The sequence below is a fragment of the Caldovatus aquaticus genome, from assembly GCF_019458025.1.
GTDB classification, from domain to species: domain Bacteria; phylum Pseudomonadota; class Alphaproteobacteria; order Acetobacterales; family Acetobacteraceae; genus Caldovatus; species Caldovatus aquaticus.
Genome location: NZ_JAHZUY010000053.1, coordinates 1 through 24,741, shown reverse-complemented (window position 1 = coordinate 24,741; position 24,741 = coordinate 1). Strand labels below are relative to the sequence as shown.

Below are 24,741 nucleotides of genomic sequence, written 5' to 3'. Positions count from 1 at the left end.
CGGCGGCGCGACCTCCAGCCCGAGCTGCTCGCGCAGCACCTTGGGGCTCACCTCCTCCACCGCCCCGCGCGGCAGGGAGCCGAGCTGGAACGGCCCGTAGGCGACGCGGATCAGCCGCGTCACCTGGAGGCCGAGATGCTCCATCACCCGCCGGATCTCGCGGTTCTTGCCCTCGCGCAGCGACACGGTGAGCCAGGAGATCAGGCCGTGGCGCGAATCGAGCGCCGCCTCGATCGGGCCGTAGGCGACGCCGTCGATCGTCACCCCCTTGGCGAGCGCGGCGAGGTCGCGCTCGTCGAGCTTGCCATACACCCGCACCCGGTAGCGCCGCAGCCAGCCCTGCGCCGGCAGCTCCAGCCGCCGAGCCAGCGCGCCGTCGTTGGTCAGCAGCAGCAGCCCCTCGCTGGTGAGGTCGAGCCGGCCGACCGAGACGAGGCGCGGCAGGCCGGGCGGCAGGCGCTCGAACACGGTCGGGCGGCCCTGCGGGTCGCGGTGCGTGGTCACCAGGCCCGGCGGCTTGTGGTAGCGGAACAGGCGCGTGCGCTCCGGCGGGGCGACCGGGCGGCCGTCCACCGCCACGACGTCGCCGGGGCGGACGAAGGTCGCGGGCGTCTCGACGCGGCGGCGGTTCAGCGCGACCCGGCCCTCGGCGATCAGCCGCTCGGCGTCGCGCCGGCTGGCCACCCCGGCGCGGGCGAGCCACTTGGCGATGCGCTCGCCGCGCGCGGTCTCCGTCCCGCCCTTGTCCTCCTCGTCCCCGCTCACCGGCGGCAGGCTTCGACGAAGGCGCGGAAGATCAAGGGGTCCGCGGGGTCCACGGCGTATTCCGGGTGCCACTGCACTCCGAGGGCGAAGCGGTAGCCGGGATGCTCGATCCCCTCCACCACCCCGTCGGGCGCGACCGCGTTCACCACGGCGCCGTCCCCGGGCCGCTCGACCGCCTGGTGGTGCGCGCTGTTCACCGCCATGCGCGGCTTGCCGACGATGCGGGCCAGCAGGCTCTCCGGCCGGATCGCGACCTCGTGCCCGGGCTCGGTGCGCGGGTTGGGCTGCTCGTGCGCCAGCGCCCCGGGGACGGCGTCCGGGATGTGCTGGATCAGCGTGCCGCCGAAGGCGACGGCGAGGAGCTGCTCGCCGCCGCAGACGCCGAGCACGGGCAGGTCGCGCGCCAGCGCGCCGCGGGTGACGGCGAGCTCGAACGCGGTGCGGCCGGGCTTGAGCGTGACCGCCGGATGCGCCGGGCCGCCGCCGTAGAGCGCGGGGTCCACGTCGAAGGCGCCGCCGGTGACGAGCAGGCCGTCGAGCGCGTCGAGATAGGCCTCCGCCAGTTCGGGATGGTGGGGCAGCGCGACGGGCAGGCCGCCCTGCGCGGCGATCGCCGCGAAGTAGTTCTGCCGCAGCGCGTACCAGGGCAGCCGGGAGTAGCCGCCGGGCGGCTCCGCATCGAGGGTGACGCCGATCAGGGGCCGGGGACGGGGCATGGCGGCGTTGCTAGCGTTCGGGACCGCGCCGAGGCAAGGTTCCCGCCATGACCCCGATCGAGATCGCGCTCGAGGAGGCCCGCGCCGCCGCCGCCCGGGGCGAGGTGCCGGTGGGCGCGGTGGTCACGGACGCCGCCGGCCGCGTCCTCGCCCGCGCCGGCAACCGGGTGGAGGAGCTGGCCGACGCCTCCGCCCATGCCGAGCTGCTCGCGCTGCGCGCCGCCGCCGCCCTGCGCGGCGAGCCGCGCCTGCCCGACTGCACCCTGACGGTGACGCTCGAGCCCTGCCCGATGTGCGCCCAGGCGGCCTCCTTCTTCCGCATCCGGCGCCTGGTCTTCGGCGCCTACGACCCGAAGGGCGGCGGCGTCGAGCACGGGGCGCGGATCTTCGCCGCCGCCTCCTGCCATCACGCGCCGGAGGTGGTGGGCGGGGTGCGCGAGAGCGAATGCGCAGCGCTCCTGCGCGGCTTCTTCGCCGTCCGGCGCTGAGCCTGCCCCGGCGCGGGCTTGAGCGCCGCCGCCGCCCGGCCTAACCCAGCGCCCGAGAGGGAGGAGACGGCATGATCGGCTGGCCCCTGGACGATTCCGGCTTCCTCGCCGCCTGGCGCGCGGCCTGCGAGCGGGATGCGGTGCTCGCGCTCTGGCGCCCGGGTGCGGCGGTGCGCGTCGCGCTGGAAAGTGGCGGCGCCGAGGCCGCCTTCGCGGTCGGCGAGGCGCCGCCCGGCCCGCCCGCCTTCACCCTGCGCGCGCCGCCCTCCGTCTGGGCCAGGTTCCTCGCGCCCGTCCCGCCGCGCCACCACCACAACCTGTTCGCGATGCGCGCGCGCGTGCCGGAATTCGCCGTCGCGGGCGACGAGCTGGCGCTCGCCCAGCACTGCCACATCGTCCGCCGCACGCTGGAGATCGGGCGCTGGCTGGTGCTGCACGGCGCGCAGGGCGACGCCCGCGTGCCGGCCTTCCCGCGCCCCTCGCTGCCGGAGCCGGAACCGGCGGCGATCGCCGGCGCCTACCTGCCGATCCGCGTGGACGGCGTAGCCTGCCGCATCTATCGCGAGCAGGCGGGCGAGGGCCCGCGCGACCTGCTCTGCCTGCACACGGCCGGCGCCGACGGGCGGCAGTTCCACCGCCTGATGGCGGACCGGCGCCTGACGCGGCACTGGCGCCTGACCGCCTTCGACCTGCCCTGGCACGGCAAGAGCCCGCCGCCCGCCGCCGCGCCGCCCGGAAGCTGGCGCCTGACCACCGACCGCTACGTCGCGATCATCATGGAGGTGGTGCGCGCCGCCGGGCTCACCCGCCCGGTCGTGCTCGGCGCCTCGATGTCGGGCGAGATCTGCCTCGAGCTCGCGCTGCGCCATCCGGAGGCCTTCTCCGCCATCATCGCCTGCGAGGCGACCGACAACATCCAGGGCCGCCAGACCCCCTGGGCCAACCACCCGCGCGTCAACCAGGCGCTCTTCGTCCCCGAATGGGTGTTCGGGCTGATGGCGCCGCAGAGCCCGGCGGAATGCGCCGCCGAGATCTGGTGGCACTACAGCCAGGGCGGCCACGCCACCTTCGCGCGCGACATCGAGTTCTACTCCGGCGAGTGGGACGCGCGCGAGCGCGTGCACCTGATCGACACCGCGCGCTGCCCGCTGTTCCTGCTCACCGGCGAGTACGACTACTCCTGCACCGTCGAGGCCTCGGCGGCGACGGCGGCGAGGATCCGGGGCGCGCGCTTCACCGCGATGCCGGGCATCGGCCACTTCCCGTTCGCCGAGAACCCGCCGCTCTTCGCCGAGCACCTGCTGCCGATCCTGGACGAGATCCGCGCCACCGCGAGGGAGTGAGCCGGCCATGGCCGCCAACGACATGACGATCCGCGACCTGCGGACGACGCTGCTGCGCCTGCCCTGGCCGGACGACCCGTGGCTCGCGGGCCACGCGCTCGGCCCGACGCGCGACCTCGCGGTGGTGGAGGTGGAGACCGCCGGCGGCATCGTCGGCATGGGCTATCTGCACCCGCTCGGCGCGCCGCCGGTGCTGCGCACGCTCGGCGCCTGCCTCGAGGAGGTGGTGAAGCCGCTCGCCCTCGGCCGCGACGCGACCGAGATCGAGGGCCTCTGGCGCGACATCTGGCGCGCCACGCTGCCCAAGGGGCGGGGCGGGATCGTGATGATGGCGGCCTCGGCGCTCGACATCGCGCTGTGGGACGCGGTGGGGAAGAAGGCCGGCCTGCCGCTGCACCGCCTGTGGGGCCACGTGCGCTCCGAGGTCCCGATCTACGGCAGCGGCTGCTTCCGCGGCGCGGGCGGCGACGGCATGATCGCCAAGGCGAAGCACTACGTCGCCCAGGGCTTCCGGGCGATCAAGATGCAGGTCGCCCACGTGCACGACCTCAAGACCGACCTCGACAACGTGCGCCGCATGCGCGAGGCGCTCGGTCCCGACGTCGAGATCATGATCGACGTCAACATGGGCTGGACCGCCGACGTGGCGATCCTGATGGGACGGAAATTCGAGGCCTACGACATCTACTGGCTGGAGGAGCCGGTGGTGGCCGACGACGTCGCCGGCTACATGCGCGTGGCCGAGGCGCTCGACCTGCGCGTGGTCGGCGGCGAGACGCACTTCTCCCGCCACGACCTCAAGCCCTTCTTCGAGAACCCGCGCCTGCCGATCCTGCAGCCCGACCCGATGCGCGGCGGCCTGACCGAGCTGCGCAAGATCGCGGCGGTCGCCGACACCTGGGGCATGAGCATCGCGCCGCACCTGTTCCCGGAGCTGAACGTGCACCTGCTCGCCTCGATCCCGAACGCGAGCTGGGCGGAGCACATGGGGCTGCTCGACGACCTCTGGGTGCATCCGCCCGGGATCCGGGGCGGCATGATCCGGGCGCCGGAGCGGCCCGGGCACGGGCTGGCGTTCCGGCCGGAGGTGCTGCGCGACTTCCGGCTGTAGGCCGCGGCGCGGCAGCGGGGAGCGGGCCGCGCCCGGGCGGCCCGGCCCGCCGGGCGGGTCCGTGCGCCGGCGCAACCGTTGCCCGGCGGCGGCCTTCGCCCCATCTCTCCCCCATGAACGATACGGACAGGACCGGCTGGCACGGCACCACCATCCTCTGCGTGCGCAAGGGCGGGCAGGTGGCGATGGCCGGCGACGGCCAGGTCTCGCTCGGCCAGACCGTGGTCAAGGGCAACGCGCGCAAGGTGCGGCGCATCGCCAACGGCAAGGTGCTGGCGGGCTTCGCCGGCGCCACCGCCGACGCCTTCACCCTGCTCGAGCGGCTGGAAGCGAAGCTCGAGCGCTTCCCCGACCAGCTCGAGCGCGCCTGCGTCGAGCTCGCCAAGGACTGGCGCACCGACCGCTACCTGCGACGGCTGGAGGCGATGCTGGCGGTGGCCGACGCGCGCCGCTCGCTGCTCCTCACCGGCCAGGGCGACGTGCTGGAGCCGGAGGATGCGATCATCGGCATCGGCTCGGGCGGCAATTTCGCCCTCGCCGCGGCGCGGGCGCTGATCGGCGTGGACGGCCTCGGCGCCGAGGAGATCTGCCGCCGCGCGATGCGGATCGCCGCCGACATCTGCGTCTACACCAACGCCAACATCGTCATCGAGACGCTGGAATCGCAGGCGTGAGCACCGAACCCGTCAACCTCTCCCCGCGCGAGATCGTCTCCGAGCTCGACCGGCACATCGTCGGCCAGCACGACGCCAAGCGCGCGGTCGCGGTCGCGCTGCGCAACCGCTGGCGCCGCCAGCAGCTCCCCGACGGGCTGCGCGAGGAGGTGGTGCCGAAGAACATCCTGATGATCGGCCCCACGGGGGTCGGCAAGACCGAGATCGCGCGCCGCCTGGCGAAGCTCGCCAACGCCCCGTTCCTCAAGGTCGAGGCGACGAAGTTCACCGAGGTCGGCTATGTCGGCCGCGACGTCGAGAGCATCGTCCGCGATCTGGTCGAGGTCGCGATCAACCAGCGGCGCGAGCAGGCGCGCAAGGGGGTGCAGGCCAAGGCCGAGCTGGCGGCGGAGGAGCGCCTGGTCACCGCCCTGGTCGGCGAGGGCGCCTCCGGCGAGACCCGCATGAAGTTCCGCCGCATGCTGCGCGAAGGCCAGCTCGAGAACCGCGAGGTCGAGGTGCACGTCTCGGAGGCGGGCGGCGGCCTGCCGATCGGCATGATCGACCTGCCCGGCGCGCCGGGCATCCAACTCCAGAACATGCAGGAGATGCTCGGCAAGCTGTTCGGCGGCCGCCAGCGCCCCCGCCGCATGACCGTCGCCGCGGCGCGCGAGGCGCTGATCCGCGACGAGGCCGACAAGCTGCTCGACATGGAGGCGGTGACGCGCGAGGCGGTGGCGAGCGCCGAGAACAACGGCATCGTCTTCCTCGACGAGGTGGACAAGATCTGCGCCCGCGGCGCCGGCGAGGGCGGCGGCGGCTTCCGTGGCGCCGACGTCAGCCGCGAGGGCGTGCAGCGCGACCTGCTGCCGCTGATCGAGGGCACCACGGTGATGACCAAGCACGGCCCGGTCAGGACCGACCACATCCTGTTCATCGCCTCCGGCGCCTTCCACCTCGCCAAGCCCTCCGACCTGCTGCCGGAACTGCAGGGCCGGCTGCCGATCCGCGTCGAGCTCTCCGCCCTCACGCGCGACGACTTCCGCCGCATCCTGACCGAGCCCGAGCACTCGCTGATCAAGCAGTACGTCGCCCTGCTCGGCACCGAGGGGGTGACCCTCGAGTTCACCGAGGACGCGGTGGACGCGATCGCCGACCTCGCGGCGGAGATCAACGCCCGCATCGAGAACATCGGCGCGCGGCGCCTCGCCACGGTGATGGAGCGGCTGCTGGAGGAGATCTCCTTCACCGCCTCCGACCGCCGCGGCGAGACGGTGCGGGTGGACGCCGCCTATGTGCGCGAGCGGGTGGCGCCGCTGGCGGCGAGCGCGGATCTCAGCCGGTTCATCTTGTAGGGCGCCCGGGCTGCCGGCGGGGGCGGGGCGCCAGGGCCGTCCGCGGCCCCTGGAGCGCGCAGGGCGCAACGGCCACCTTCCGGCCGGCTGCGGACCCCGGGCGCCGGCCCGCGCGGCGACGGCGCCGCGCGCCCTTCCCGGAACGCCCCCTCGCCGAAGAAGCATCCCGTGTCCCAGCATCCGCTCGCCATGCCGCCGGACCCCGCCGCCAGCCTCCCCGTCCCCGGCCTCCCCGACGCCGCCCGCGCCGAGCTGTCCGGCGCCGTGGCCGCGCTGGAGGGCACCTCGCTCGCCGTCCGCCTCGCCGCGCTGGTCGGCACGCCGATCGAGGCGCTGAAGGCGCGCCTGCCGGGCCCCGCGCAGGCGCTGCTCGACGCCGCCCTCCGCCGCGCGCTCGCCGGCGCGATGGCGGCCGCGCTGCGGTCCGATCCCGCGCGCACGCCCCTGCCCGTCTCCTCCGCGTGGTTCCACCGCGGTCTCGCCGCCGCGAGCGGCGCGGCCGGCGGCGCCCTCGGCCTAGCGGGCACGCTGCTCGAGCTTCCCTTCGCCACCACGCTGCTGCTGCGCCAGATCGCCGCCGTCGCCGCCGAGCAGGGCGAGGACCTCCGGCGCCCGGAGGCCGCCGCCGAGTGCCTGAAGGTGTTCGCCCTGGGCGGCCGCGACCCCTACGACGACGCGGCCGAATCCGGCTACTTCGCCGTGCGGATCGCCCTCGCGGAGGCGCTGCGGGGCGCGGCCGGCCGCAGCGCCGGCGCGATGCTGCCGGGCTTTCTCGGCGCCGTCGCCGCCCGCTTCGGCGGCCCCGTCGCGCTCAAGGTCTCCGCGCAGGCGGCCCCGATCGTCGGCGCCGCGGCGGGGGCGGCGGTGAACCTCGCCTTCCTCGAGCACTTCCGCTCCGTCGCCCGCGGTCACTTCACCGTCCGGCGGCTGGAGCGCGCCCATGGCGCCGCCCTGGTCCGCGCCGCCTACGAGGCGATGCGCGACGCGCGCTTCGCCGCCTGAGGTCGCCGCGCGCCGCTCCGCGCGGCGTTGCGGGCGCCGGACGGGCGCGGCAGCATGGGCCGCCCCGCGCGGCGGACCGGCGGCGGGGGCGCCGGCCTCCTGCGGCAGGACACCAGGGAGACGCATGCCATCGTGCACGACCCGCCCGCGATGGTCCGGTGCGGATCGCCCGCCGCACGATCCCCGCGCCGATCCGGCGCGCCGGCCGGCGCGGCCGGTCGCCGCGGGCATTCCCCCGGGCCGGGACGCCGCCGGCGGCCCCGCCCGAGCGAGCACGGAGGGAGGGTGGGCTGACCTCGCCGCGCACCGCTTCCGCCCGCTTGCCGTCGCATGTCGCCGACCGGCGGCACCGCCATGCCGGCTGAGGCCGCGCCGCCGCCGCGGCGCGCGGCGTCCGCCGGCGTCGCGGAGGCGGTCGGCGCGCCGGCGGTGGCGATGGCCGCGACCTTCCTCGCCTTCGGCGCCGCGGTGCGCGAGGCCGGCCTGCCGATCGGCTGGGCACTGGCGGCGAGCTGGGGCGTGTACGGCATGCCGGGCCAGATCGTGCTCGTGCAGCACGCCACCGCCGGCGCGGCGGGCGTGCTGCCGGCGGTGCTCGGCGCGGTGGCGGTGAATGCGCGCTTCCTGCCGATGGCGATCGCGCTGGCGCCGATGCTCGCCGCGCCGCGCCGTCCGCGGGCCTGGTCGCTGCTCGGCGCGCCGTTCGTCGCCATCACCCCCTGGGCGGCGGCGATGCGCGCCCTTCCGGGCATCGCGCCCCCTGGCCGGCTGCCCTGGTTCCTCGGCTTCGGCCTGACGAGCTGGCTGATCGCCGGCGCGGCGGCGGCGGCGGGACACGCGGTCGCCGGCCTGCTCGATCCGGCGACGCGGGCGGCGCTGGTCTTCGCCAACCCGCTCTACTTCGCGCTGCTGCTCGCCGCGGATCTCGGCCGGCCCGGCGTGCGCGGCGCGCTCCTCGGCGGCGCGCTGGCGGCGCCGCTCGCGCTGGCGCTGCCGGCCGCGTGGGGCCTGCTCGCCGCCGGGCTCGCCGGCGGCACGACGGCCTTCCTGCTCGGTCGGGGCACGCGGCGGCGTGGCTGACGCCGACCTCGCACTGCTGCTGACGGCGCTGGCATGCCTTGCGCTGCGCATCGCCGGCCTGGCGGTGGCGGGCGCGCTGCGGCCGGACCATCCCTTCGTCGCCTGGGCGGCCGCGGTGGCGCAGGCGACGCTCGCCGCCTTCGTCGTGCTGGCGGTGGCGGCGCCGAGCGGCGCGCTCGCCGCCCTGCCGCTCGCCGCGCGCATCGCGGCGCTGGCAGCCGGACTGATCGGCTACGCCGCATTCGGGCGCCGGCTGCTGCCGGCGCTGCTCGTCGGGCTCGCGGCGCTGGTCCTGCTGCGCGCGGTCTAGACGGATCGCGGACGGCGGGAAACGGCCCGGAGCGTGACTCCGCCCGACAGGCAACGCGCCGGAGCCGTTGCCGCGCGCGCCCGAGCGGAAACGGCCCTGGCGCTGTCGTTCGCGGGGCGATCCGCGCGCTCGGCCGCTTCCCGCCGCCCGCGCGGCGCGGCCCGGGCCGTGCGGCGCGCCTTCGCCGATGCGGAGCCGCGGCGGGGTGCGGCCGCGGCACCGTCGTGCGCGGCCGCGGCCGAGGGAAGGAAGGACGGAACGCGCCGCACCTCTCGCGCGGATCGTCGCCGTGCTCAAGCACCGGGCGCGGCGACGGCGCGCGATTTGCCCGCCCCGGGGGCCTGCGCTAGCCTGCCCGACCGGCGCACCGCGCGGCGCACCCGCGCGCAGCCCCGGCGCGCCGTGCGGGAGGAGCGAGTGCACGAGGCCGCCGCCATGCGGAATGCCGGGACATGACCGCGCCGCTGGAAGGCTTGCGCGTCGTCGAGATCGGCGTCGCCATGGCCGGCCCCTTCTGCGCCATGATGCTCGCCGACTACGGCGCCGAGGTGGTGAAGATCGAGCGCGTCGGCGCCGGCGACGACAGCCGCTCCTGGCCGCCCTACTTCCACGACAGCCTCGGCTACTACTTCGCCTCCGCCAACCGCAACAAGCGCAGCGTCGCGCTCGACCTCAAGAGCGCCGAGGGCGTCGAGATCGCGCGCCGGCTGATCGCGCGCGCCGACGTGCTGGTGGACAATTACCGCATCGGCGCGCTGGAGCGCGCGGGCCTCTCCTACGAATCGCTCGCGCGCGAGAACCCGCGGCTGATCTACTGCGCGATCAGCGGCTTCGGCGCGACCGGGCCGCGCGCCGAGGAGCCGGCCAACGACCTCTTCATGCAGGCGTATTCGGGCGGCATGAGCATCACCGGCGAGCCCGGCGGCGGCCCGGTGAAGATGGGGATGTCGGTCGCCGACATCGGCGCCGGGATGCTCGGCGCCATCGGCGTGCTGACGGCGCTGGCGGCGCGCGAGCGCACGGGGCGCGGGCAGCGCGTGGACACATCGCTGCTCGAGGGCCAGGTGGCGATGCTCGCGCACTTCCTCACCCGCTACTTCGCCTCGGGCGAGGTGCCGGGGCCGAGCGGCGCCGGGGCGCTGACCAGTCCGACCTATCGCGCCTACCGGGCCGCCGACGACTGGATCATCATCGCCGCCTTCAACGAGCGGATGTGGCGCGACCTCTGCGGCGTGCTGGAGAAGCCGGAGTGGATCGAGGACCCGCGCTTCCTCGACGCCCGCCGCCGCGTCGAGAACCGCGCGCTGATGATCGCGCTGATCGGCGAGGTGATGGCGACGCGCCCGGTCGCGGAGTGGGAGCGGCGGCTGAAGGCCGCCGGCGTGCCCTGCTCCCCGATCAACCGGATAGACCGCGTGGTCGAGGAGGAGCAGGTGCATGCGCGCGGGATGATCGCGCAGCTCGACCTGCCCGGCCTCGGCCCGATGCGCATGGCCGGGCTGCCGATCAAGCTCAGCGAGACGCCGGGGCGGATCGCCCTGCACCCGCCGCGCCTCGGCCAGCACACGGCGGAGGTGCTGCGCGGCCTCGGCTACGGCGAGGACGCGATCCGGGACCTGGCGGCGCGCGGGATCGTCGGGCTCGATCCCGGCTGGCGCCGCATCAGCGGCGCGGCGAAGGCCGCAGAGTAGAGGGGAACCCATGCCGCTCCTGACCGACGAGGTCCGCAAGCACATCGGCGCCGAGAGCGCGCCCTTCCCGGCCTGCGATCCGGTGGAGAAGGGCGCGGTGCGGCGCTACGCCCAGGCGATCATGGACCCCGATCCGGCCTACGCCTCGGACGAGGCCGGCGCGCGCTACGGCGGCGCGGTGGCGCCGCCGCTCTACCCCGCCTTCATGTTCCGCACGCCCTTCGGCGCGCCGGACGTGCTGACCGAGCGCGCGCACGACCCGGACTTCGACGGCCTCGTCATGGGCGTGCGCGACGGCCTGCCGGAGCTGCCGCTGCACGGCTTCGCGCTGCTCAACGGCGGCGCCGAGGTCGAGTTCTACCGCTACGCCCGCCACGGCGAGACGGTGTTCCAGAAGTCCCGCTACGCCGACATCTACGAGCGCGAGACGCGGGCGGGGCCGATGATCTTCGTCGTCATCGAGACCGAGTACACCAACGGCGCGGGCGAGCTGCTGATGCGCGCGCGCAAGACCATCATCCGGCGGAAGTGAGCGAAGGCCATGGCGCGCGTGGATTTCGAGGACGTCGCGATCGGCCAGGAGATCGGCCCGCTGGTCAAGGGCCCGCTCACCACGCCGCACCTGATGCGCTGGTCGGCGGCGATGGAGAACTGGCACAAGATCCACTACGATGAGCGCTTCGCCAGGGAGCACGACAAGCTCCCCGGCCTGCTGATCAACGGCTCGCTAAAGCAGCAGTTCATCGTCCAGCTCCTCAAGGACTGGGCCGGGCGCGAGGGCTGGGTGTGGAAGGTGAACTTCCAGTTCCGCGCCATGAACATCGTCGGCGAGACCCTCTCGGTCTGGGCGAAGGTCAGGGGCAAGCGCGAGGCGCCCGCCTACGGGCTGGTCGAGCTCGACCTCGGCATCCGCAACGAGAAGGGGCTGGAGTCCACGCCCGGCTCGGCCGTGGTGGCGCTGCCCTATCGCGGCGGCGTGCCGGTTCCCTACCCCTTCGTGCCGCCGCCGTGAGGCGCGCCCTCCGATGAACGACGCCACCGCCGTTCCGGAGCCCGAGGAGACGCTGCGGCGCATCGCCTCGGCGGCGCGCCGCGTCGAGACGCCCTGCGGCGAAGGCGCGATGGTCTGGCACCTCTGGGGCGAGCGCGGCCCCGCCCTCGTGCTGCTGCATGGCGGCGCCGGGTCCTGGCGGCACTGGGTGCGCACCATCGAGACCTTCGCCGCGCGCCATCGCCTCCTGGTCCCCGACCTGCCGGGCATGGGCGAGTCCGCCGACCCGCCGGCGCCGCCCAGCATGGCGGAGATCGCCGCGATCACCGCGCACGGCCTCGAGCGCATCCTCGGCCCGTCCGAGCCCTACGACCTGGTCGGCTTCTCCTTCGGCGCCTCGGTCGGCGGCCACGTCGCGCTGCGGCACGGGGCGCGGATGCGCTCGCTCACCCTGATCGGCCCGGGCGGGCTGGTCCCGCCGCGCCAGCCGCTGCGGCTCGAGCGCGTGCGCGGCAAGACCGGCGCCGAGCTGGTCGCGGCGCACCGCACCAACCTGCTGCGCCTGATGCTCGCCGATCCGGCGAGCGTGGATGCGCTCGCGCTCGCCATCCAGGACTGGAACGCGCGCCACGCCCGGCTCGACACGCCGGCGCTGATCGCCCGGCGCCCGCTCGCCGAATCCCTGCCGCGGCTCGCGATCCCGGTGAACGCGGTGTGGGGCGAGCGCGACCAGTACGCCTACTGGGGCCTCGAGGAGCGCATCGCCGCCCTGCGCGCGCTCTGCCCGCACGCGCACGTCCACGTCGTCCCCGGCGCCGGGCACTGGCTGCCCTACGAGGACGCGCCCGCCTTCAACGCCTACCTGGAAGACCGCCTGCGCGCGCGCGCGGCGCCGTGACGAGGAGACCCGCCATGCCGGACTTCCCGAAATTCGTGCAGATCAACGAGGAAGGCCCGCGCGAGGGCTTCCAGATCGAGAAGGGCCCGATCCCCACCGAGCGCAAGGTCGAGCTGATCGACGCGCTGTCGGAGACCGGCCTCACCCAGATCCAGACCGTCTCCTTCGTCAACCCGGCGCGCGTCCCCGGCTGGGCCGACGCCGAGGAGGTGGTGCGCCGCTTCCGGCGCAAGCCCGGCGTGCGCTACACCGCGCTCTGGCTGAACGACAAGGGGTTCCTGCGCGCGCTCGCGGCCGGCGATCTCCACCTGCGCGGCTCGATCTCGCTCACCGCCTCGGAGGCGTTCCTGCTGCGCAACCAGCAGCGCACGCTGGCGCAGAACTACGAGGCGCAGCACGGCATGATCCGGCTCTATCTCGAGCACGGCGTGCCGGTGGACCGCGGCAGCATCATGGCTGCCTTCGGCTGCAACTTCCAGGGCGAGGTGCCGGTCGCGACGGTGGTGGACATGGTCGGCCAGATCCTCGACCTCGGCAGGCAGTACGGGCAGGAGATCAGGACCGTCTCGCTCGCCGACACCATGGCCTGGGCGACGCCGGAATCCATCAAGCGCGTGGTCGGCGCGGTGCGCGACCGCTACCCGGACCTCACCCTGGCGCTGCACCTGCACGACACGCGCGGCATGGGCATCGCCAACGCCTATGCCGGACTGCAGATGGGGGTGGCGATCTACGATGCCACCGTCGCCGGCCTCGGCGGCTGCCCCTTCGCCGCGCACCGGGGCGCGGCGGGGAACGTCTGCACCGAGGATCTGGTCTTCATGCTGCACGAGATGGGGATCGAGACCGGGATCGACCTCGAGAGGCTGATCGAATGCGCGCGCCTCGCCGAGGACATCGTCGGCCACCCGCTGCCGGGCAGCGTGAAGATGGGCGGCAGCCTGCGCGCGCTGCGCGAGAGGCTGCAGGCGGCGTAGGACGGAGGGAGGAGGACGGCCATGCCACTGACCAGGGCGCTCGGCGAGTTCGTCGCCGGCCTCACCTACGCGCGGATCCCCGCCGAGGCGGTGCGGATCGCGCGCACGGGCTTCGTCGACTGCGTCGGCACCATGATCGCCGGGCGCGAGGAGGACGCGGTGCAGATCCTGCGCCGCACCCTCGGCGTCGGCGGCGCCGCGGGCGAGGCGACGCTCTACTTCTCCGACCTGCGCGCGCCGGCGCCGGAGGCGGCGTGGATCAACGGCGTCGCCGGCCACGCGCTCGACTACGACGACGTCGCGCTGCGCGGCCACCCGAGCACGGTGCTGGTGCCGGCGATCCTCGCCGAGGGCGAGGCGCTCGGCGCCTCGGGCGAGCAGATGCTCGCCGCCTACCTCGCGGGCTACGAGACCTGGGCCGAGCTGGTCCGGCGCGACCAGGGCTTCCACCACGTCAAGGGCTGGCACCCGACCGGCATCTTCGGCGCCGTCGCCGCCGCCGCCGCCTGCGCCTCGCTGCGCCGGCTCGACGCGGCGAGGGCGGCGATGGCGATCGCCCTCGGCGCCTCGCAGAGCGCCGGCCTGACGGCGAATTTCGGCACCATGACCAAGCCCTTCCACGCCGGCCGCGCCGCCCATGCCGGAGCGATCGCGGCGCGCCTCGCGCAAGCCGGCTTCACCGCGCACCTCGACGCGCTCGAGCACCCGCAGGGCTTCCTCTCCGCCGTCTCGCAGCACGGCGAGGTGGACCGCGCGAGCGAACCGACGGCGCTCGGCCGGGAGTGGCGGATCCTCGCCGAGGGCCTCTCCATCAAGAAGTATCCGACCTGCTACTGCACCCACCGCGCGATCGACGGCGCGCTGCGGCTGTTCCGGGAGAACCCGGTGAAGTGCGAGGAGGTGAGGGAGATCCGCGTCTCGATCAGCGACCGCTACGCCACCATCCTGCGCAACCACCGCCCGAAGACCGGCCTAGAGGCGAAGTTCAGCATGGAGTTCGCGATGAGCAGCGCGCTCGTCGCGAAACGCGTCGGCCTGCCGGAGCTGACCGATTCCTTCGTGCAGCGCCCCGACGTCCAGTCGCTGATCGAGCGCGTGGCGATCGACACCACCACCGAGTACGATCCGGACGGCTCCGGCGCCGCCCCCTTCGACCAGGTGACGGTCTCGCTCGCCTCCGGCGCCACGCTGAAGGGGCCGGAAGTGCGCCACGCCACCGGCCACGCCCGGCTGCCGCTCTCCGACTCGGAACTGTTCGAGAAGTTCCAGGGCTGCCTCGAGGCCGGCAAGGCGCACAACCGGGCCGGCGCCCTGTTCGAGCGGCTGATGTCGCTCGAGCGGACCGAGGCCCGCGCGCTCGCCACCCTGGCCTGAGGACGGAGGGAGGCGCGACCGATGGACGCCCACGTCACCCCTGCGGGCCAGGGCGGCTACGTCCTGCCGCCCGAGATCGTCCAGTACCGCGATCTCGCGCGCCGCATCGTGCGCGAGGAGCTGATGCCGCTGGAGCGCGAGTACCTCGCGAGCCCGCGCCACGCCTACGGCCTGCCGCCGATCACCAACCTGCGCGCGGTGTTCGATGCCAGGACCGTGGACCGCCTGATCAGGCTCTCGCGCGATTCCGGCCTCTGGTACCTGATGGTGCCGGAGCGGTACGGCGGATCGAGCCTCGGGATGCTGGCGCAGTGCGTGATCCTCGAGGAGTTCAACTACTGCGCGGTGCCCTTCCCCTTCGCCAACGTCGCCAACATCCTCTACGAGTGCAGGGGCGAGCAGGTCGAACGCTTCCTCAGGCCCGTCATCGAGGGCGAGAAGACCACCTGCTTCGGCCAGTCGGAGCCCAACGCCGGCTCCGACCCCGGCGGCATGATGCAGACGCGCGCGGTGCGCGACGGCGACGGCTGGATCCTCAACGGCACCAAGATGTGGATCTCGAACGCGCACGAGAGCGACATCATGATGGTGCAGGCGGTGACCGACCCGGAGAAGCGCCAGCGGGGCGGCATCACCATGTTCGTCTTCGAGCGCGACACGCCGGGGGTGACCATCGAGACCCCCGGCATCGCCACCTGGCTCGGTCCGCGCGCGGCGCAGTACGTGGTGCACTTCGACAACGTCCGCCTCGGCCCGGAGAACGTGCTCGGCGAGGTCGGCAAGGGCTTCACCCTCGGCCAGCGCTGGCTCACCATCCACGACCGCCTGCTGCGCGGGCCCTACGCGCTCGGCAAGATGCAGCGCGCGCTCGACATGTCCATCGAGTGGGCGAGGCAGCGCGTCACCTTCGGCCGGCCGATCGCCGACCGCCAGGCGATCCAGTGGCGCCTCGTGGACATGCACGTGGACATCACCGCGCTGCGCTCCATGACCTACGAGATGGCCGCGCGCGCCGACGCCGGCGAGGACGTGCGCGCCGAGGCCGCGGTGGTGAAGCTCTGTTCCGGCGAGTGGGGCGCGCGCGTGCTCGACAGCGCGATCCAGGTGCACGGCGCCATGGGCGAGACGCTGGAGCTGCCGCTGACCTACTTCTACCGCCTGCTGCGACACGCGCAGATCGGCGGCGGCACGACCGAGATCCAGAAGGTGCTGATCGCCCGCAAGCTGCTCGGCAAATGACGCACACCACCTCTCCCCCGCTGCCGCGGCGCCGCCTCGCCGGCCTCGCGCTCGCGCCCCTCGCCGCGCCCGGCGCCGCGGCGCAACAGGCCGGCGGCTATCCCGACCGGCCGGTGCGCGTCGTCGTCGGCTTCCCGCCGGGCGGGGCGACCGACAGCGCGGTGCGGCCGATGCAGAACCGCCTCTCCGCCCTGCTCGGCCAGCCGGTGGTGATCGAGAACCGCCCCGGCGCCGGCAGCACGCTCGCGGCCGAGCTGGTCGTGCGCGCCGCGCCGGACGGCCACACCGTGCTGCTCGGCACGATCGGCGTGCTGGCGATCGGCCGCCTCCTCAACCCCGCGCTCGCCTACGATGCCGAACGCGACTTCGCGCCGGTCGCCAGCGTCGTCTCGGTGGTGAGCGTGCTGGTGGTGCCGGCCGACCGGCCCTGGCGCAGCGTCGCCGACCTGGTGGCGGCGGCGCGGGCGCGGCCCGGCGCGCTGTCCTGGGGCGATTCCGGCATCGGCACCTCCGGCCACATGGCGGGGGCGCTGCTCGACCATCTCGCCGGCCTGCGCACCGTGCGCGTGCCCTATCGGGGCGGCGGACCGCTGATGACCGACCTGCTCGCCGGCCGCATCGACTACGCCTTCTCCACCGCGCCGCCGGCGATCCCGCACGTCGAGACCGGGCGGCTGCGCGCCCTCGCCGTGCCGCACCGCAGGCGCTCGCCCGCCCTGCCGGAGGTGCCGACGATGGAGGAGGCCGGCGTGCCCGGCTATGCGGTGGAGAACTGGTACGGCCTGGTCGTGCCGGCCGGCACGCCGCCCGCGGCCATCGCCCGCCTCGCCGCCGCGGTGCGCGCCACCCAGGACGACCCCGAGGTGGTCGCCGCCTGGCTGCGCGCCGGGCTCGAGCCGCTGCCCGGCGGGCCGGAGGAGCTCGCCCGCCGCATGCGCGAGGCGCGCGAGCAGTGGGAGCCGATCGTCCGCGCCACCGGCGCCACGGTCAACTGACCGCGCGCCCGCCGCCGCTCAGCCCGCGCCCGGCGCGCCGTGGCGGAACAGCCACGGCCGGCGCGTCCGGTAGCCCCGCTCGAACGCCGCGATCGCGTCCTCGTGGCGCAGCGTCAGGCCGATCTCGTCGAGGCCGAGCAGCAGGCGCCGCTTCCGCGCGGGCTCGATCTCGAAGGCCAGCGCGCGCCCGTCGGGGGCGGTGATGCTCTGCCGCTCCAGGTCCACCGTGATCCGCGCGCCGGGCCGGGCATGGAGCTGCCTGCGCAGCGCGGCGACCTCGGGCTCGTCGAGCCGCACCAGCAGGAGCCCGCCCTTGACCGAGTTCTCCCAGAAGATGTCGCCGAAGCTGATGGCGATGACGCAGCGGATGCCGCCGTCCACCAGCGCCCACACCGCCTGCTCGCGGCTCGATCCGCCGCCGAAGTTGCGGTCGGCGACCAGGATGCGCGCGTCGCGGTAGGGGGGACGGTTGAGCACGAACTCCGGCCGTTCCACCCCCGGCGCCGCATAGCGCAGGTCGTGGAACAGCACGTCGGCGTAGCCCTCCCGGCGCGGCCGGCGCAGGAAGCGGGCCGGCGCGATCTGATCGGTGTCCACGTTCGGCACATCGAGCGGCGCGGCGACGGCGGTGAGGGTGGTGAAGGGCTCCATCTCAGCCTCCCGCGAGCTCGCGCACATCGGTGATGCGCCCGGTGAGCGCCGCCGCCGCCGCCATCGCCGGGCTCATCAGGTGGGTGCGGCTGCCGCGCCCCTGCCGGCCGCGGAAGTTGCGGTTGGAGGTGGAGGCGCAGCGCCTGCCCGGCGCCACCAGGTCGCCGTTCATGCCGATGCACATCGAGCAGCCGGACTCGCGCCACTCGAACCCGGCCTCGCGGAAGATGCGATCGAGCCCCTCCGCCTCCGCCTGGCGCTTCACCAGCGTCGAGCCGGGCGAGACGATCGCCGGCACCACCGCCCGGCCGCGCCGCGCGATCGCGGCGGCGGCGCGCAGGTCCTCGATCCGCCCGTTGGTGCAGGAGCCGATGAACACCTGGTCCACCGCGATGTCGGTCAGCCTCTGCCCGGGGCGGAGGCCCATGTATTCCAGCGTCTCGCGCCAGGCCGCCCGCTGCGCCGCGGAGGGCGCGTCGGCGGGATCGGGCACGCGGCCCGTCACCGGCAGCGCATCCTCCGGGCTGTTGCCCCAGGTCACCATCGGCTCGAGGCGCGCGGCGTCGAGCGCCACTTCCGCGTCGAAGCGCGCGCCGGGATCGCTCGGCAGCGTCCGCCAGTAGGCGAGCGCCGCGTCCCAGTCGGCGCCGGCGGGGGCGAAGGGGCGGCCCTTCAGGTACTCGTAGGTCTTCTCGTCCGGCGCCACCATGCCGGCGCGCGCGCCGGCCTCGATGGACATGTTGCAGACCGTCATCCGCTCCTCGACCGACATCGCGCGGATGGTCGAGCCGGCGTACTCGATCACGTGCCCCGCGCCGCCGTTGGCGCCGATCCTGGCGATGACGGCGAGGATCACGTCCTTCGCCGCCACCCCCGCCGGCCGCTCGCCCTCGACGGTGACGCGCATGGTCTTCGGCCGCCTGCGCCAGAGCGTCTGGGTGGCGAGCACGTGCGCCACCTCGGAGGCGCCGATGCCGAAGGCGAGGGCGCCGAGCGCCCCGTGCGTCGAGGTGTGGCTGTCGCCGCAGACGAGGATCAGGCCCGGCTGCGTCACCCCCTGCTCCGGCCCCACCACGTGCACGATGCCCTGGCGCGGGTCGTCGAGGCCGAACAGCGTGAAGCCGTGCTTCGCCGCGTTGCGCGGCAGCGCCTCCACCACGCGGCGCTGCGCGGGGTCGGCGATGTCCTCGACGCGGCGGCTTATGGTCGGCACGCCGTGATCCGGCGTGGCGAAGGTCTGCTCCGGCCGGCGCAGCGCGAGGCCGCGCTCCTCGAGCGCGGCGAAGGCGTGGTAGGAGCCGTCATGGGCGAGGTGGCGGCCGACCAGCAGCAGGCACTGGCCGTCCTCCTCGAGGATCAGGTGGTCGTCCCAGATCTTCTCGAGCAGCGTGCGCGGTCCAGCCATCGCCCCTCCTCTCGCCCCGCGGCGGCGCCGACCATAGGGCCGATCGCGGACGGGCGGAACCGGCCGGGAGCGCGGACCGGCCGGGGCGCAACAGGGCGCGGCCGCGGGCGCCGCCGCGCTTGCCTCCCGGGCGCCGGCCGCGCGAGGATCGGCGCGTCATGAGCCCCACCCCGCCCGAAGCCGTCGCCGGCTACCACGCGCACATCTATTACGACCCGGCGACGACGCGCGACCGCGCCGCGGCCCTGCGCGCCGAGGTGGCGGAGCGCTTCCCGGCCGCGCGCCTCGGCCGCATGCACGACGTCCCGGTCGGGCCGCACCCTGCGGCGATGTTCCAGATCGCCTTCCCGGTCGGGCTGTTCGCCGCGCTGGTGCCGTGGCTGATGCTCAACCGCCGCGGCCTGACCGTGCTGGTGCATCCGGAGACGGACGATCCGCGCGCCGACCATCTCGAGCGCGCGCTGTGGATGGGGGCGGTGCTGCCGCTCGACGCCAGCGTGCTGCCGGAGCGACGCGCGCCGGCTGCGCGCCCCTAGAGCGGATCGCGGACGGCCGGGAGCGTGACTCCGCCCGACAGGTAACGCGCCGCAACCGCCGCCGCGCGCACGGCCGAGCGGAAACGGCCCCGGGCCGCGCCCGGCGCGGCCGCGATCCCGGGACGGCCGGCCAGCCCCGCGACACCCCCGCGCCTCAGCCGATGCGGCGTAGCCCGGCGGCGAAGCGGCGCCAGTTGCCGACATAGAACTCGGCCGAGAGGCGGATGATCTCCAGGATCTTCGCGTCCACCTCGCGCGCCACCTTGGCCGGAGCGCCGACGATCAGCGAGTTGTCGGGGAACTCCTTGCCCTCCGTCACCAGCGCGTTGGCGCCGACCAGGCAATTGCGGCCGATCCGCGCGCCGTTCAGCACCGTCGCCCCCATGCCGACCAGCGAGTCGTCGCCGATGGTGCAGCCGTGCAGGATCGCGTGGTGGCCGATGGTGACGCCGCGGCCGACGCGCAGCGGAAAGCCCGGGTCGGTGTGCATCATCACCCCCTCCTGCACGTTGGAGCGGGCGCCGATCTCGATCGGCTCGTTGTCCCCGCGCAGCACGGCGCCGAACCAGATCCCCACCTCGTCGCCGAGCACGACGCGGCCGATCACGTGCGCATCCGGCGCCACCCAGAAGCGCCCCGCCTCGGGCAGGGTGGGCACGCGGTCCTCCAGGGCATAGATCGGCATCGCTGTTCCTCCTCGTCCTCGGCGCGCCGCCGGCACCCCGGCGCCTCCCGCCGGCGCGCCCGCGCCCGCGATCGCCCGCCCCCGCCGCGCCGTCAAGCGCCCTCTCGCCCGCGCCGCCCGGCTGCGCCAGAATGGCGGCGGTTCGGACGGACAGGGGAACAGGGGACAGGACAGCCATGGCGGAAGCGGAGACGCGCGGCGAGGGCCCGCAGCACGCGGTCGTCGTCGGCCAGGGGCTGATGGGCTGCGACATCGCCGCGATCTTCCTCGCCGGCGGCTGGCGCGTCACCGGGGTGGAGCCGAACCGTGCCGCCTGGCCGGGCTGCCTCGACCGGGTGCGCTCCTCGCTCGCCCAGCTCGGCGCCGATCCGGAGCGGGTCGAGCACCTGTTCCTGGTCGCCGCGCTCGGGGAGGTGGGCTTCGCCGACGCCGCCTGCGTGGTCGAGGCGGTGCCGGAGAACCTCGACCTCAAGCGCCGCGTCTTCGCCGAGCTCGACCGCCTGGTGCCGCCCGGGGTGCCGATCGGCTCCAACTCCTCGGCCCTCCGCATCACCGACATCGCCGAGGGCTGCGCCACGCGCTCGCGCATGGCCAACCTGCACTTCTTCCTGCCCGCGCACCTCGTGCCCGGCGTCGAGGTGGTGCGCGGCGAGCACACCGATCCCGGGACCTGCGACCGCCTCGCCGCGATCATGGCCGCGCTCGGCCGCAAGCCGATCCGCGTCGCGCGCGACGTGCCGGGCTTCCTCGCCAACCGCATCCAGCACGCGCTGATGCGCGAGGCCTTCGCGGTCATCGACCAGGGCCTCGCCACCGCCGAGGACGTGGACGCCGCCGTGCGCTACGCCTTCGGCTTCCGCTACGTCGCCGCCGGCCCGATCCTGCAGAAGGAGCTGGCCGGGCTCGAGACCCAGCTCGCCGCCGCCCGCGCCATCTACCCCACGCTCTGCAACGACACCGAGCCGAGCCCGACGCTCAAGCGGCTGGTCGCCGAGGGCAGGCTCGGCACCAAGAGCGGCGAGGGCTTCCGCCCCTGGCCGCCGGAGGTCGCGGCGCGCGAGCGCGAGCGCTACGAGCGCGTGCTGCTCGAAGCGGCGCGGCTGCTGCGCGAGGAGTAGGCGCGCCGCCCGCCGCCGAAGGGCCTGCGCGGGGCCGCCGGCGGCGCGCGCCTCAGCCGAGCGCCTCCTCGATCACCGCCCGGTAGAGCGCGGCGAGCGCGCGCAGCTCGGCCACCGGCGTGCACTCGTCCGCCTTGTGCATGGTGGTCCCGACCGCGCCGAGCTCCGCCACCGGGCAGTAGCGGGCGATGAAGCGCGCATCCGAGGTGCCGCCGCCGGTGTCGAGCACTGGCTCCTCGCCGGTCGCGCGCCGCACCGCGCGCTTCAGCGCCTCGACGAACGGCCCGGGCCGGGTCAGGAACGCCTCGCCCGAGACCGAGACCTCGAGATCGAAGCGCGCCCCCTCCGCCTCCAGCGCCGCGCGCAGCATGCGCGCAAGCGATTCGCCGGTGTGGCGGTCGTTGAAGCGGATGTTGAGCCGCGCCCGCGCCGCCGCCGGGATCACGTTGGTCGCCGCGTTGCCGACATCCACGCTGGTCACCTGCAGCGAGGACGGCTCGAACCACTCCGTCCCCTGATCGAGCGGCCGCGCGATCAGCCCGTGCAGCACGCGCAGGAGGCGATGCACCGGGTTGTCCGCCCGCTGCGGGTAGGCGACGTGGCCCTGCACGCCGTGCAGCGTGATCGCCGCGTTGAGGCTGCCGCGCCGGCCGATCTTGATCACGTCGCCGAGCCGCGCGCGCGAGGTCGGCTCGCCGACCAGGCACATGTCGGGGACCTGGCCGTGCGCGGCCATCCACTCCAGCACGCGCGCCGTGCCGTCCACGGCCGGCCCCTCCTCGTCGCCCGTGATCAGCAGGCTGAGGCTGCCCGGCGCCTCCGGCCGCGCGGCGAGGCGGTCCGCGACCGCCGCGACGAAGGCGGCGATCGCGCCCTTCATGTCGGTCGCGCCGCGGCCGTAGAGCAGCCCGGCGCGCACCTCGCCGCCGAAGGGATCGGCCGTCCACGCCCCGGCGTCGCCCGGCGGCACCACGTCGGTGTGCCCGGCGAAGCAGAGATGCGGCCCGCCCGCGCCGCGCCGCGCGAACAGGTTCTCGACCTCGCCGAAGCGCAGCCGGCGGCAGGCGAAGCCGAGCGGGGCGAGCGCCGCCTCCAGCATCGCCATCGCCCCGTCGTCCGCGGGCGTGACGGAGCGGCAGCGGATCAGCGCCTGCGCCAGCGGCAGCGGATCGGTCGCCACGGCGGCGTCAGTCGCGCAGCAGCTCGTTGATCGAGGTCTTGGCGCGCGTCTGCGCGTCCACCCGCTTGACGATCACGGCGCAGTAGAGGCCGGGCCCCGGCGTCCCGTCCGGCAGCGGCTTCCCGGGCAGGGTGCCCGGCACCACCACCGAGTAGGCCGGCACGCGGCCGACGAACACCTCCCCCGTCGCGCGGTCCACGATCTTCGTCGAGGCGCCGAGGAACACGCCCATCGAGAGCACGCTGCCGCGCTCGACCACCACGCCCTCGGCCACCTCGCTGCGCGCACCGATGAAGCAGTCGTCCTCGATGATCACCGGATTGGCCTGCAGCGGCTCCAGCACGCCGCCGATGCCGACGCCGCCCGAGAGGTGGCAGTTCCTCCCGATCTGCGCGCAGGAGCCGACGGTCGCCCAGGTGTCCACCATCGTTCCCTCGGCCACGTAGGCGCCGATGTTCACGAAGGAGGGCATCAGCACCACGTTGCGGCCGATGAAGGCGCCGCGGCGCACCACCGCGCCGGGCACGGCGCGGAAGCCGGCCTCGCGGAAGCGGTTCTCGCCCCAGCCCTGGAACTTCAGCGGCACCTTGTCGTAGGCCCCGGCCGCGGTCGCCATCGGCACCGAGTCGGCGAGGCGGAAGGAGAGCAGCACCGCCTGCTTGAGCCACTGGTTGACCTTCCACCCGCCGCTGCCGTCCGGCTCCGCCACCCGCGCCCGGCCGGAATCGAGCAGCTCGATCGCGGCCTCGACCGCCGCGCGGTCCTCCCCGCCCGTGGCGGGCGAGATCCGGTCACGGCGCGCCCAGAGCGCCTCGATGCGGGCCTGAAGGCTGGCGGTGTCCATCCTGGCGGCGTCCCGTCGCTGCGAGAGGAGGTGCGGCGGCCTCGCGGCGGCCGCGGCGCGGACGATGCACGCGGGCGGCGCCCTGTCAACGCCGCCCGTCCCGCCGTCAGGGCCGGATCAGCGTCCCCGCCCCGCTGTCGGTGAAGAGCTCCACCAGCACCGCGTGCGGCACGCGCCCGTCCAGGATCACCGCGCCCTTCACGCCGCGCTCGATGGCGTAGATGCAGGTCTCGACCTTCGGGATCATGCCGCCGGAGATCCAGCCCGCCGCGATCCCGGCGCGCGCCTCGGCCACCGTCATCTCCGGCACCAGCGCCCCGTCCCGGCCGAGCACGCCGGGCACGTCGGTCAGCAGCAGCAGCCGCTCCGCCTTGAGCGCGCCGGCGATCGCGCCGGCGGCGGTGTCGGCGTTGATGTTGTAGGTCTGCCCGTCCTCGCCGACGCCGACCGGCGCCACCACGGGGACGATGTCGGCGCCGATCATCAGCTCCAGCACGCGCGTGTCCACCCGCTCCGGCTCGCCGACGAAGCCGAGGTCGAGCGCCTGCTCGGCGCCGTTGTCCGGGTCGCGCACGGTGCGCGTCAGCTTGCGGGCGCGGATCAGGCCGCCGTCCTTGCCGGAGATGCCGACGGCGATCGCCCCGGCGCGGGTGATCGCCTCGGCGATCTGCTTGTTGACCGGCCCGGCGAGGACCATCTCGACCACGTCGAGCATCTCGGCGTCGGTCACGCGCAGGCCCTGGACGAAGGTGGACTTCACGCCAAGGCGCTTGAGCATGGCGTTGATCTGCGGCCCGCCGCCGTGCACCACCACGGGCTTCACGCCGACCTGCTCCAGCAGCGCGATGTCGCGGCCGAAGCGGAGCGCGGTCTCCTCCTCGCCCATGGCGTGGCCGCCGTACTTCACCACCACGATCTGCTCGTCGTAGCGCTTGAGGAACGGAAGCGCGCCGACGAGCATCGCCATCTGGTCGCGCGCGGTGTCGTTCATCGGCGTGGCGTCCTTCCCCCGGGGGTCGCGGCTGGCGTCTAGGCACGCCGCCCGCGGGGGTCAAGCGGGCGCGGGCGACGACCGGCCGGTCCCCGGCCAGCGCCGCCCGCTCCACCGGCGGCTCAGGGAAGCGGCAGCGGGATCTCGCCGACCGCGCCGGCGGCGGCCGCGAAGGGCCGCTCGTACCACCGCCCGTCGGCGAACACCCGGGCGAGGTAGGCTCGGGACCCATTAATCGCTTGGAGCGACGCGAGGGTGTATGATTCTGAGCATGGCGGAGGTTCCGCCATGCCCGGCCCAAAGCCGCCTTTCCTCCTCTCGCCCGCGCAGATGCGCCGCCTGT

Annotated in this window: 26 protein-coding genes; 18 read left to right on the top strand and 8 right to left on the bottom strand. The window is 74.9% G+C overall.

Annotation, left to right across the window (positions count from 1 at the left end; translation table 11 throughout):
* A partial coding sequence (locus tag K1J50_RS15055; RefSeq protein WP_220118588.1) for a pseudouridine synthase occupies positions 1–765 on the bottom strand: 765 nt, incomplete at its 3' end.
* Positions 762–1,481: a gamma-glutamyl-gamma-aminobutyrate hydrolase family protein gene (locus K1J50_RS15050; protein ID WP_220118587.1), complete on the bottom strand. Its 720-nt coding sequence runs from the start codon at positions 1,479–1,481 to the stop codon at positions 762–764. The genes K1J50_RS15055 and K1J50_RS15050, both read right to left, overlap by 4 nt.
* 47 nt (positions 1,482–1,528) lie before the next feature.
* Between K1J50_RS15050 and K1J50_RS15045 the strand changes: the two genes are divergently transcribed.
* The 16 genes from K1J50_RS15045 (at position 1,529) to K1J50_RS14970 (ending at position 16,988) form a co-directional block, all read left to right on the top strand.
* Positions 1,529–1,969 carry a nucleoside deaminase gene (locus tag K1J50_RS15045; RefSeq protein ID WP_220118586.1) on the top strand — a complete coding sequence of 147 codons (441 nt, stop codon included), beginning with the start codon at positions 1,529–1,531 and terminating at the stop codon, positions 1,967–1,969.
* A 71-nt stretch (positions 1,970–2,040) separates the two neighbouring features.
* Complete coding sequence (locus tag K1J50_RS15040; protein ID WP_220118585.1) at positions 2,041–3,312, top strand: alpha/beta fold hydrolase; 1,272 nt, start codon at positions 2,041–2,043, stop codon at positions 3,310–3,312.
* Positions 3,313–3,319: 7 nt separating this feature from the next.
* Positions 3,320–4,423 (top strand): mandelate racemase/muconate lactonizing enzyme family protein, encoded by a 1,104-nt coding sequence (locus K1J50_RS15035; protein ID WP_220118584.1) that lies wholly within the window; start codon positions 3,320–3,322, stop codon positions 4,421–4,423.
* A 113-nt stretch (positions 4,424–4,536) separates the two neighbouring features.
* Positions 4,537–5,097, top strand: a complete 561-nt coding sequence (gene hslV, locus K1J50_RS15030; protein ID WP_220118583.1) for an ATP-dependent protease subunit HslV — start codon at positions 4,537–4,539, stop codon at positions 5,095–5,097.
* Positions 5,094–6,431 (top strand): ATP-dependent protease ATPase subunit HslU, encoded by a 1,338-nt coding sequence (hslU, locus tag K1J50_RS15025; RefSeq protein ID WP_220118582.1) that lies wholly within the window; start codon positions 5,094–5,096, stop codon positions 6,429–6,431. The genes hslV and hslU overlap by 4 nt, the downstream gene beginning before the upstream one ends.
* 168 nt (positions 6,432–6,599) lie before the next feature.
* The gene (locus tag K1J50_RS15020; protein ID WP_369413617.1) at positions 6,600–7,433 is read left to right on the top strand and encodes an EcsC family protein; all 834 of its coding nucleotides are present in this window, start codon (positions 6,600–6,602) and stop codon (positions 7,431–7,433) included.
* A 354-nt stretch (positions 7,434–7,787) separates the two neighbouring features.
* Entirely contained in the window at positions 7,788–8,513 is a 726-nt protein-coding gene (locus tag K1J50_RS15015) for an AzlC family ABC transporter permease (protein WP_220118581.1), read from the top strand.
* Positions 8,506–8,823, top strand: a complete 318-nt coding sequence (locus K1J50_RS15010; RefSeq protein WP_220118580.1) for a hypothetical protein — start codon at positions 8,506–8,508, stop codon at positions 8,821–8,823. The genes K1J50_RS15015 and K1J50_RS15010 overlap by 8 nt, the downstream gene beginning before the upstream one ends.
* A gap of 452 nt (positions 8,824–9,275) precedes the next feature.
* Positions 9,276–10,514: a CaiB/BaiF CoA transferase family protein gene (locus tag K1J50_RS15005; RefSeq protein WP_220118579.1), complete on the top strand. Its 1,239-nt coding sequence runs from the start codon at positions 9,276–9,278 to the stop codon at positions 10,512–10,514.
* Positions 10,515–10,524: 10 nt separating this feature from the next.
* On the top strand, positions 10,525–11,046 hold the full coding sequence (locus K1J50_RS15000; RefSeq protein ID WP_220118578.1) for an FAS1-like dehydratase domain-containing protein: 522 nt from the start codon (positions 10,525–10,527) through the stop codon (positions 11,044–11,046).
* A gap of 9 nt (positions 11,047–11,055) precedes the next feature.
* Positions 11,056–11,526: a hotdog family protein gene (locus tag K1J50_RS14995; RefSeq protein ID WP_220118577.1), complete on the top strand. Its 471-nt coding sequence runs from the start codon at positions 11,056–11,058 to the stop codon at positions 11,524–11,526.
* Between the two features lie 13 nt (positions 11,527–11,539).
* Entirely contained in the window at positions 11,540–12,403 is an 864-nt protein-coding gene (locus K1J50_RS14990; protein ID WP_220118576.1) for an alpha/beta fold hydrolase, read from the top strand.
* A gap of 14 nt (positions 12,404–12,417) precedes the next feature.
* The gene (locus K1J50_RS14985) at positions 12,418–13,380 is read left to right on the top strand and encodes a hydroxymethylglutaryl-CoA lyase (protein WP_220118575.1); all 963 of its coding nucleotides are present in this window, start codon (positions 12,418–12,420) and stop codon (positions 13,378–13,380) included.
* Between the two features lie 21 nt (positions 13,381–13,401).
* Entirely contained in the window at positions 13,402–14,754 is a 1,353-nt protein-coding gene (locus K1J50_RS14980; RefSeq protein ID WP_220118574.1) for an MmgE/PrpD family protein, read from the top strand.
* A gap of 21 nt (positions 14,755–14,775) precedes the next feature.
* On the top strand, positions 14,776–15,993 hold the full coding sequence (locus K1J50_RS14975; RefSeq protein ID WP_220118573.1) for an acyl-CoA dehydrogenase family protein: 1,218 nt from the start codon (positions 14,776–14,778) through the stop codon (positions 15,991–15,993).
* Entirely contained in the window at positions 15,990–16,988 is a 999-nt protein-coding gene (locus K1J50_RS14970; RefSeq protein WP_220118572.1) for a Bug family tripartite tricarboxylate transporter substrate binding protein, read from the top strand. Before K1J50_RS14975 ends, K1J50_RS14970 begins: the two co-directional genes overlap by 4 nt.
* An 18-nt stretch (positions 16,989–17,006) precedes the next feature.
* On the opposite strand, the gene leuD is transcribed toward K1J50_RS14970, so the two are convergent.
* Positions 17,007–17,639, bottom strand: coding sequence for a 3-isopropylmalate dehydratase small subunit (leuD, locus tag K1J50_RS14965; protein WP_220118571.1), 633 nt, complete (start codon positions 17,637–17,639; stop codon positions 17,007–17,009).
* Between the two features lies 1 nt (position 17,640).
* Positions 17,641–19,044 carry a 3-isopropylmalate dehydratase large subunit gene (gene leuC / locus K1J50_RS14960; RefSeq protein ID WP_220118570.1) on the bottom strand — a complete coding sequence of 468 codons (1,404 nt, stop codon included), beginning with the start codon at positions 19,042–19,044 and terminating at the stop codon, positions 17,641–17,643.
* 158 nt (positions 19,045–19,202) lie between these two features.
* Here leuC and K1J50_RS14955 point away from each other — a divergent pair, with 158 nt between their 5' ends.
* Positions 19,203–19,580: a DOPA 4,5-dioxygenase family protein gene (locus tag K1J50_RS14955; protein ID WP_220118569.1), complete on the top strand. Its 378-nt coding sequence runs from the start codon at positions 19,203–19,205 to the stop codon at positions 19,578–19,580.
* Between the two features lie 154 nt (positions 19,581–19,734).
* Here the strand turns inward: K1J50_RS14955 and K1J50_RS14950 are convergent, their stop codons facing one another.
* On the bottom strand, positions 19,735–20,265 hold the full coding sequence (locus tag K1J50_RS14950) for a gamma carbonic anhydrase family protein (protein WP_220118568.1): 531 nt from the start codon (positions 20,263–20,265) through the stop codon (positions 19,735–19,737).
* 176 nt (positions 20,266–20,441) lie between these two features.
* Here K1J50_RS14950 and K1J50_RS14945 point away from each other — a divergent pair, with 176 nt between their 5' ends.
* Complete coding sequence (locus tag K1J50_RS14945; RefSeq protein WP_220118567.1) at positions 20,442–21,383, top strand: 3-hydroxyacyl-CoA dehydrogenase family protein; 942 nt, start codon at positions 20,442–20,444, stop codon at positions 21,381–21,383.
* Positions 21,384–21,435: 52 nt separating this feature from the next.
* Here K1J50_RS14945 and dapE read toward each other — a convergent pair whose 3' ends face one another.
* The 3 genes from dapE to argB form a co-directional block, all read right to left on the bottom strand.
* The gene (gene dapE, locus K1J50_RS14940) at positions 21,436–22,563 is read right to left on the bottom strand and encodes a succinyl-diaminopimelate desuccinylase (RefSeq protein ID WP_220118566.1); all 1,128 of its coding nucleotides are present in this window, start codon (positions 22,561–22,563) and stop codon (positions 21,436–21,438) included.
* A 7-nt stretch (positions 22,564–22,570) separates the two neighbouring features.
* Positions 22,571–23,407 carry a 2,3,4,5-tetrahydropyridine-2,6-dicarboxylate N-succinyltransferase gene (dapD, locus tag K1J50_RS14935; RefSeq protein WP_220118565.1) on the bottom strand — a complete coding sequence of 279 codons (837 nt, stop codon included), beginning with the start codon at positions 23,405–23,407 and terminating at the stop codon, positions 22,571–22,573.
* A 106-nt stretch (positions 23,408–23,513) separates the two neighbouring features.
* Entirely contained in the window at positions 23,514–24,398 is an 885-nt protein-coding gene (gene argB / locus K1J50_RS14930) for an acetylglutamate kinase (protein WP_220118564.1), read from the bottom strand.
* Positions 24,399–24,741 lie beyond the last annotated feature (343 nt).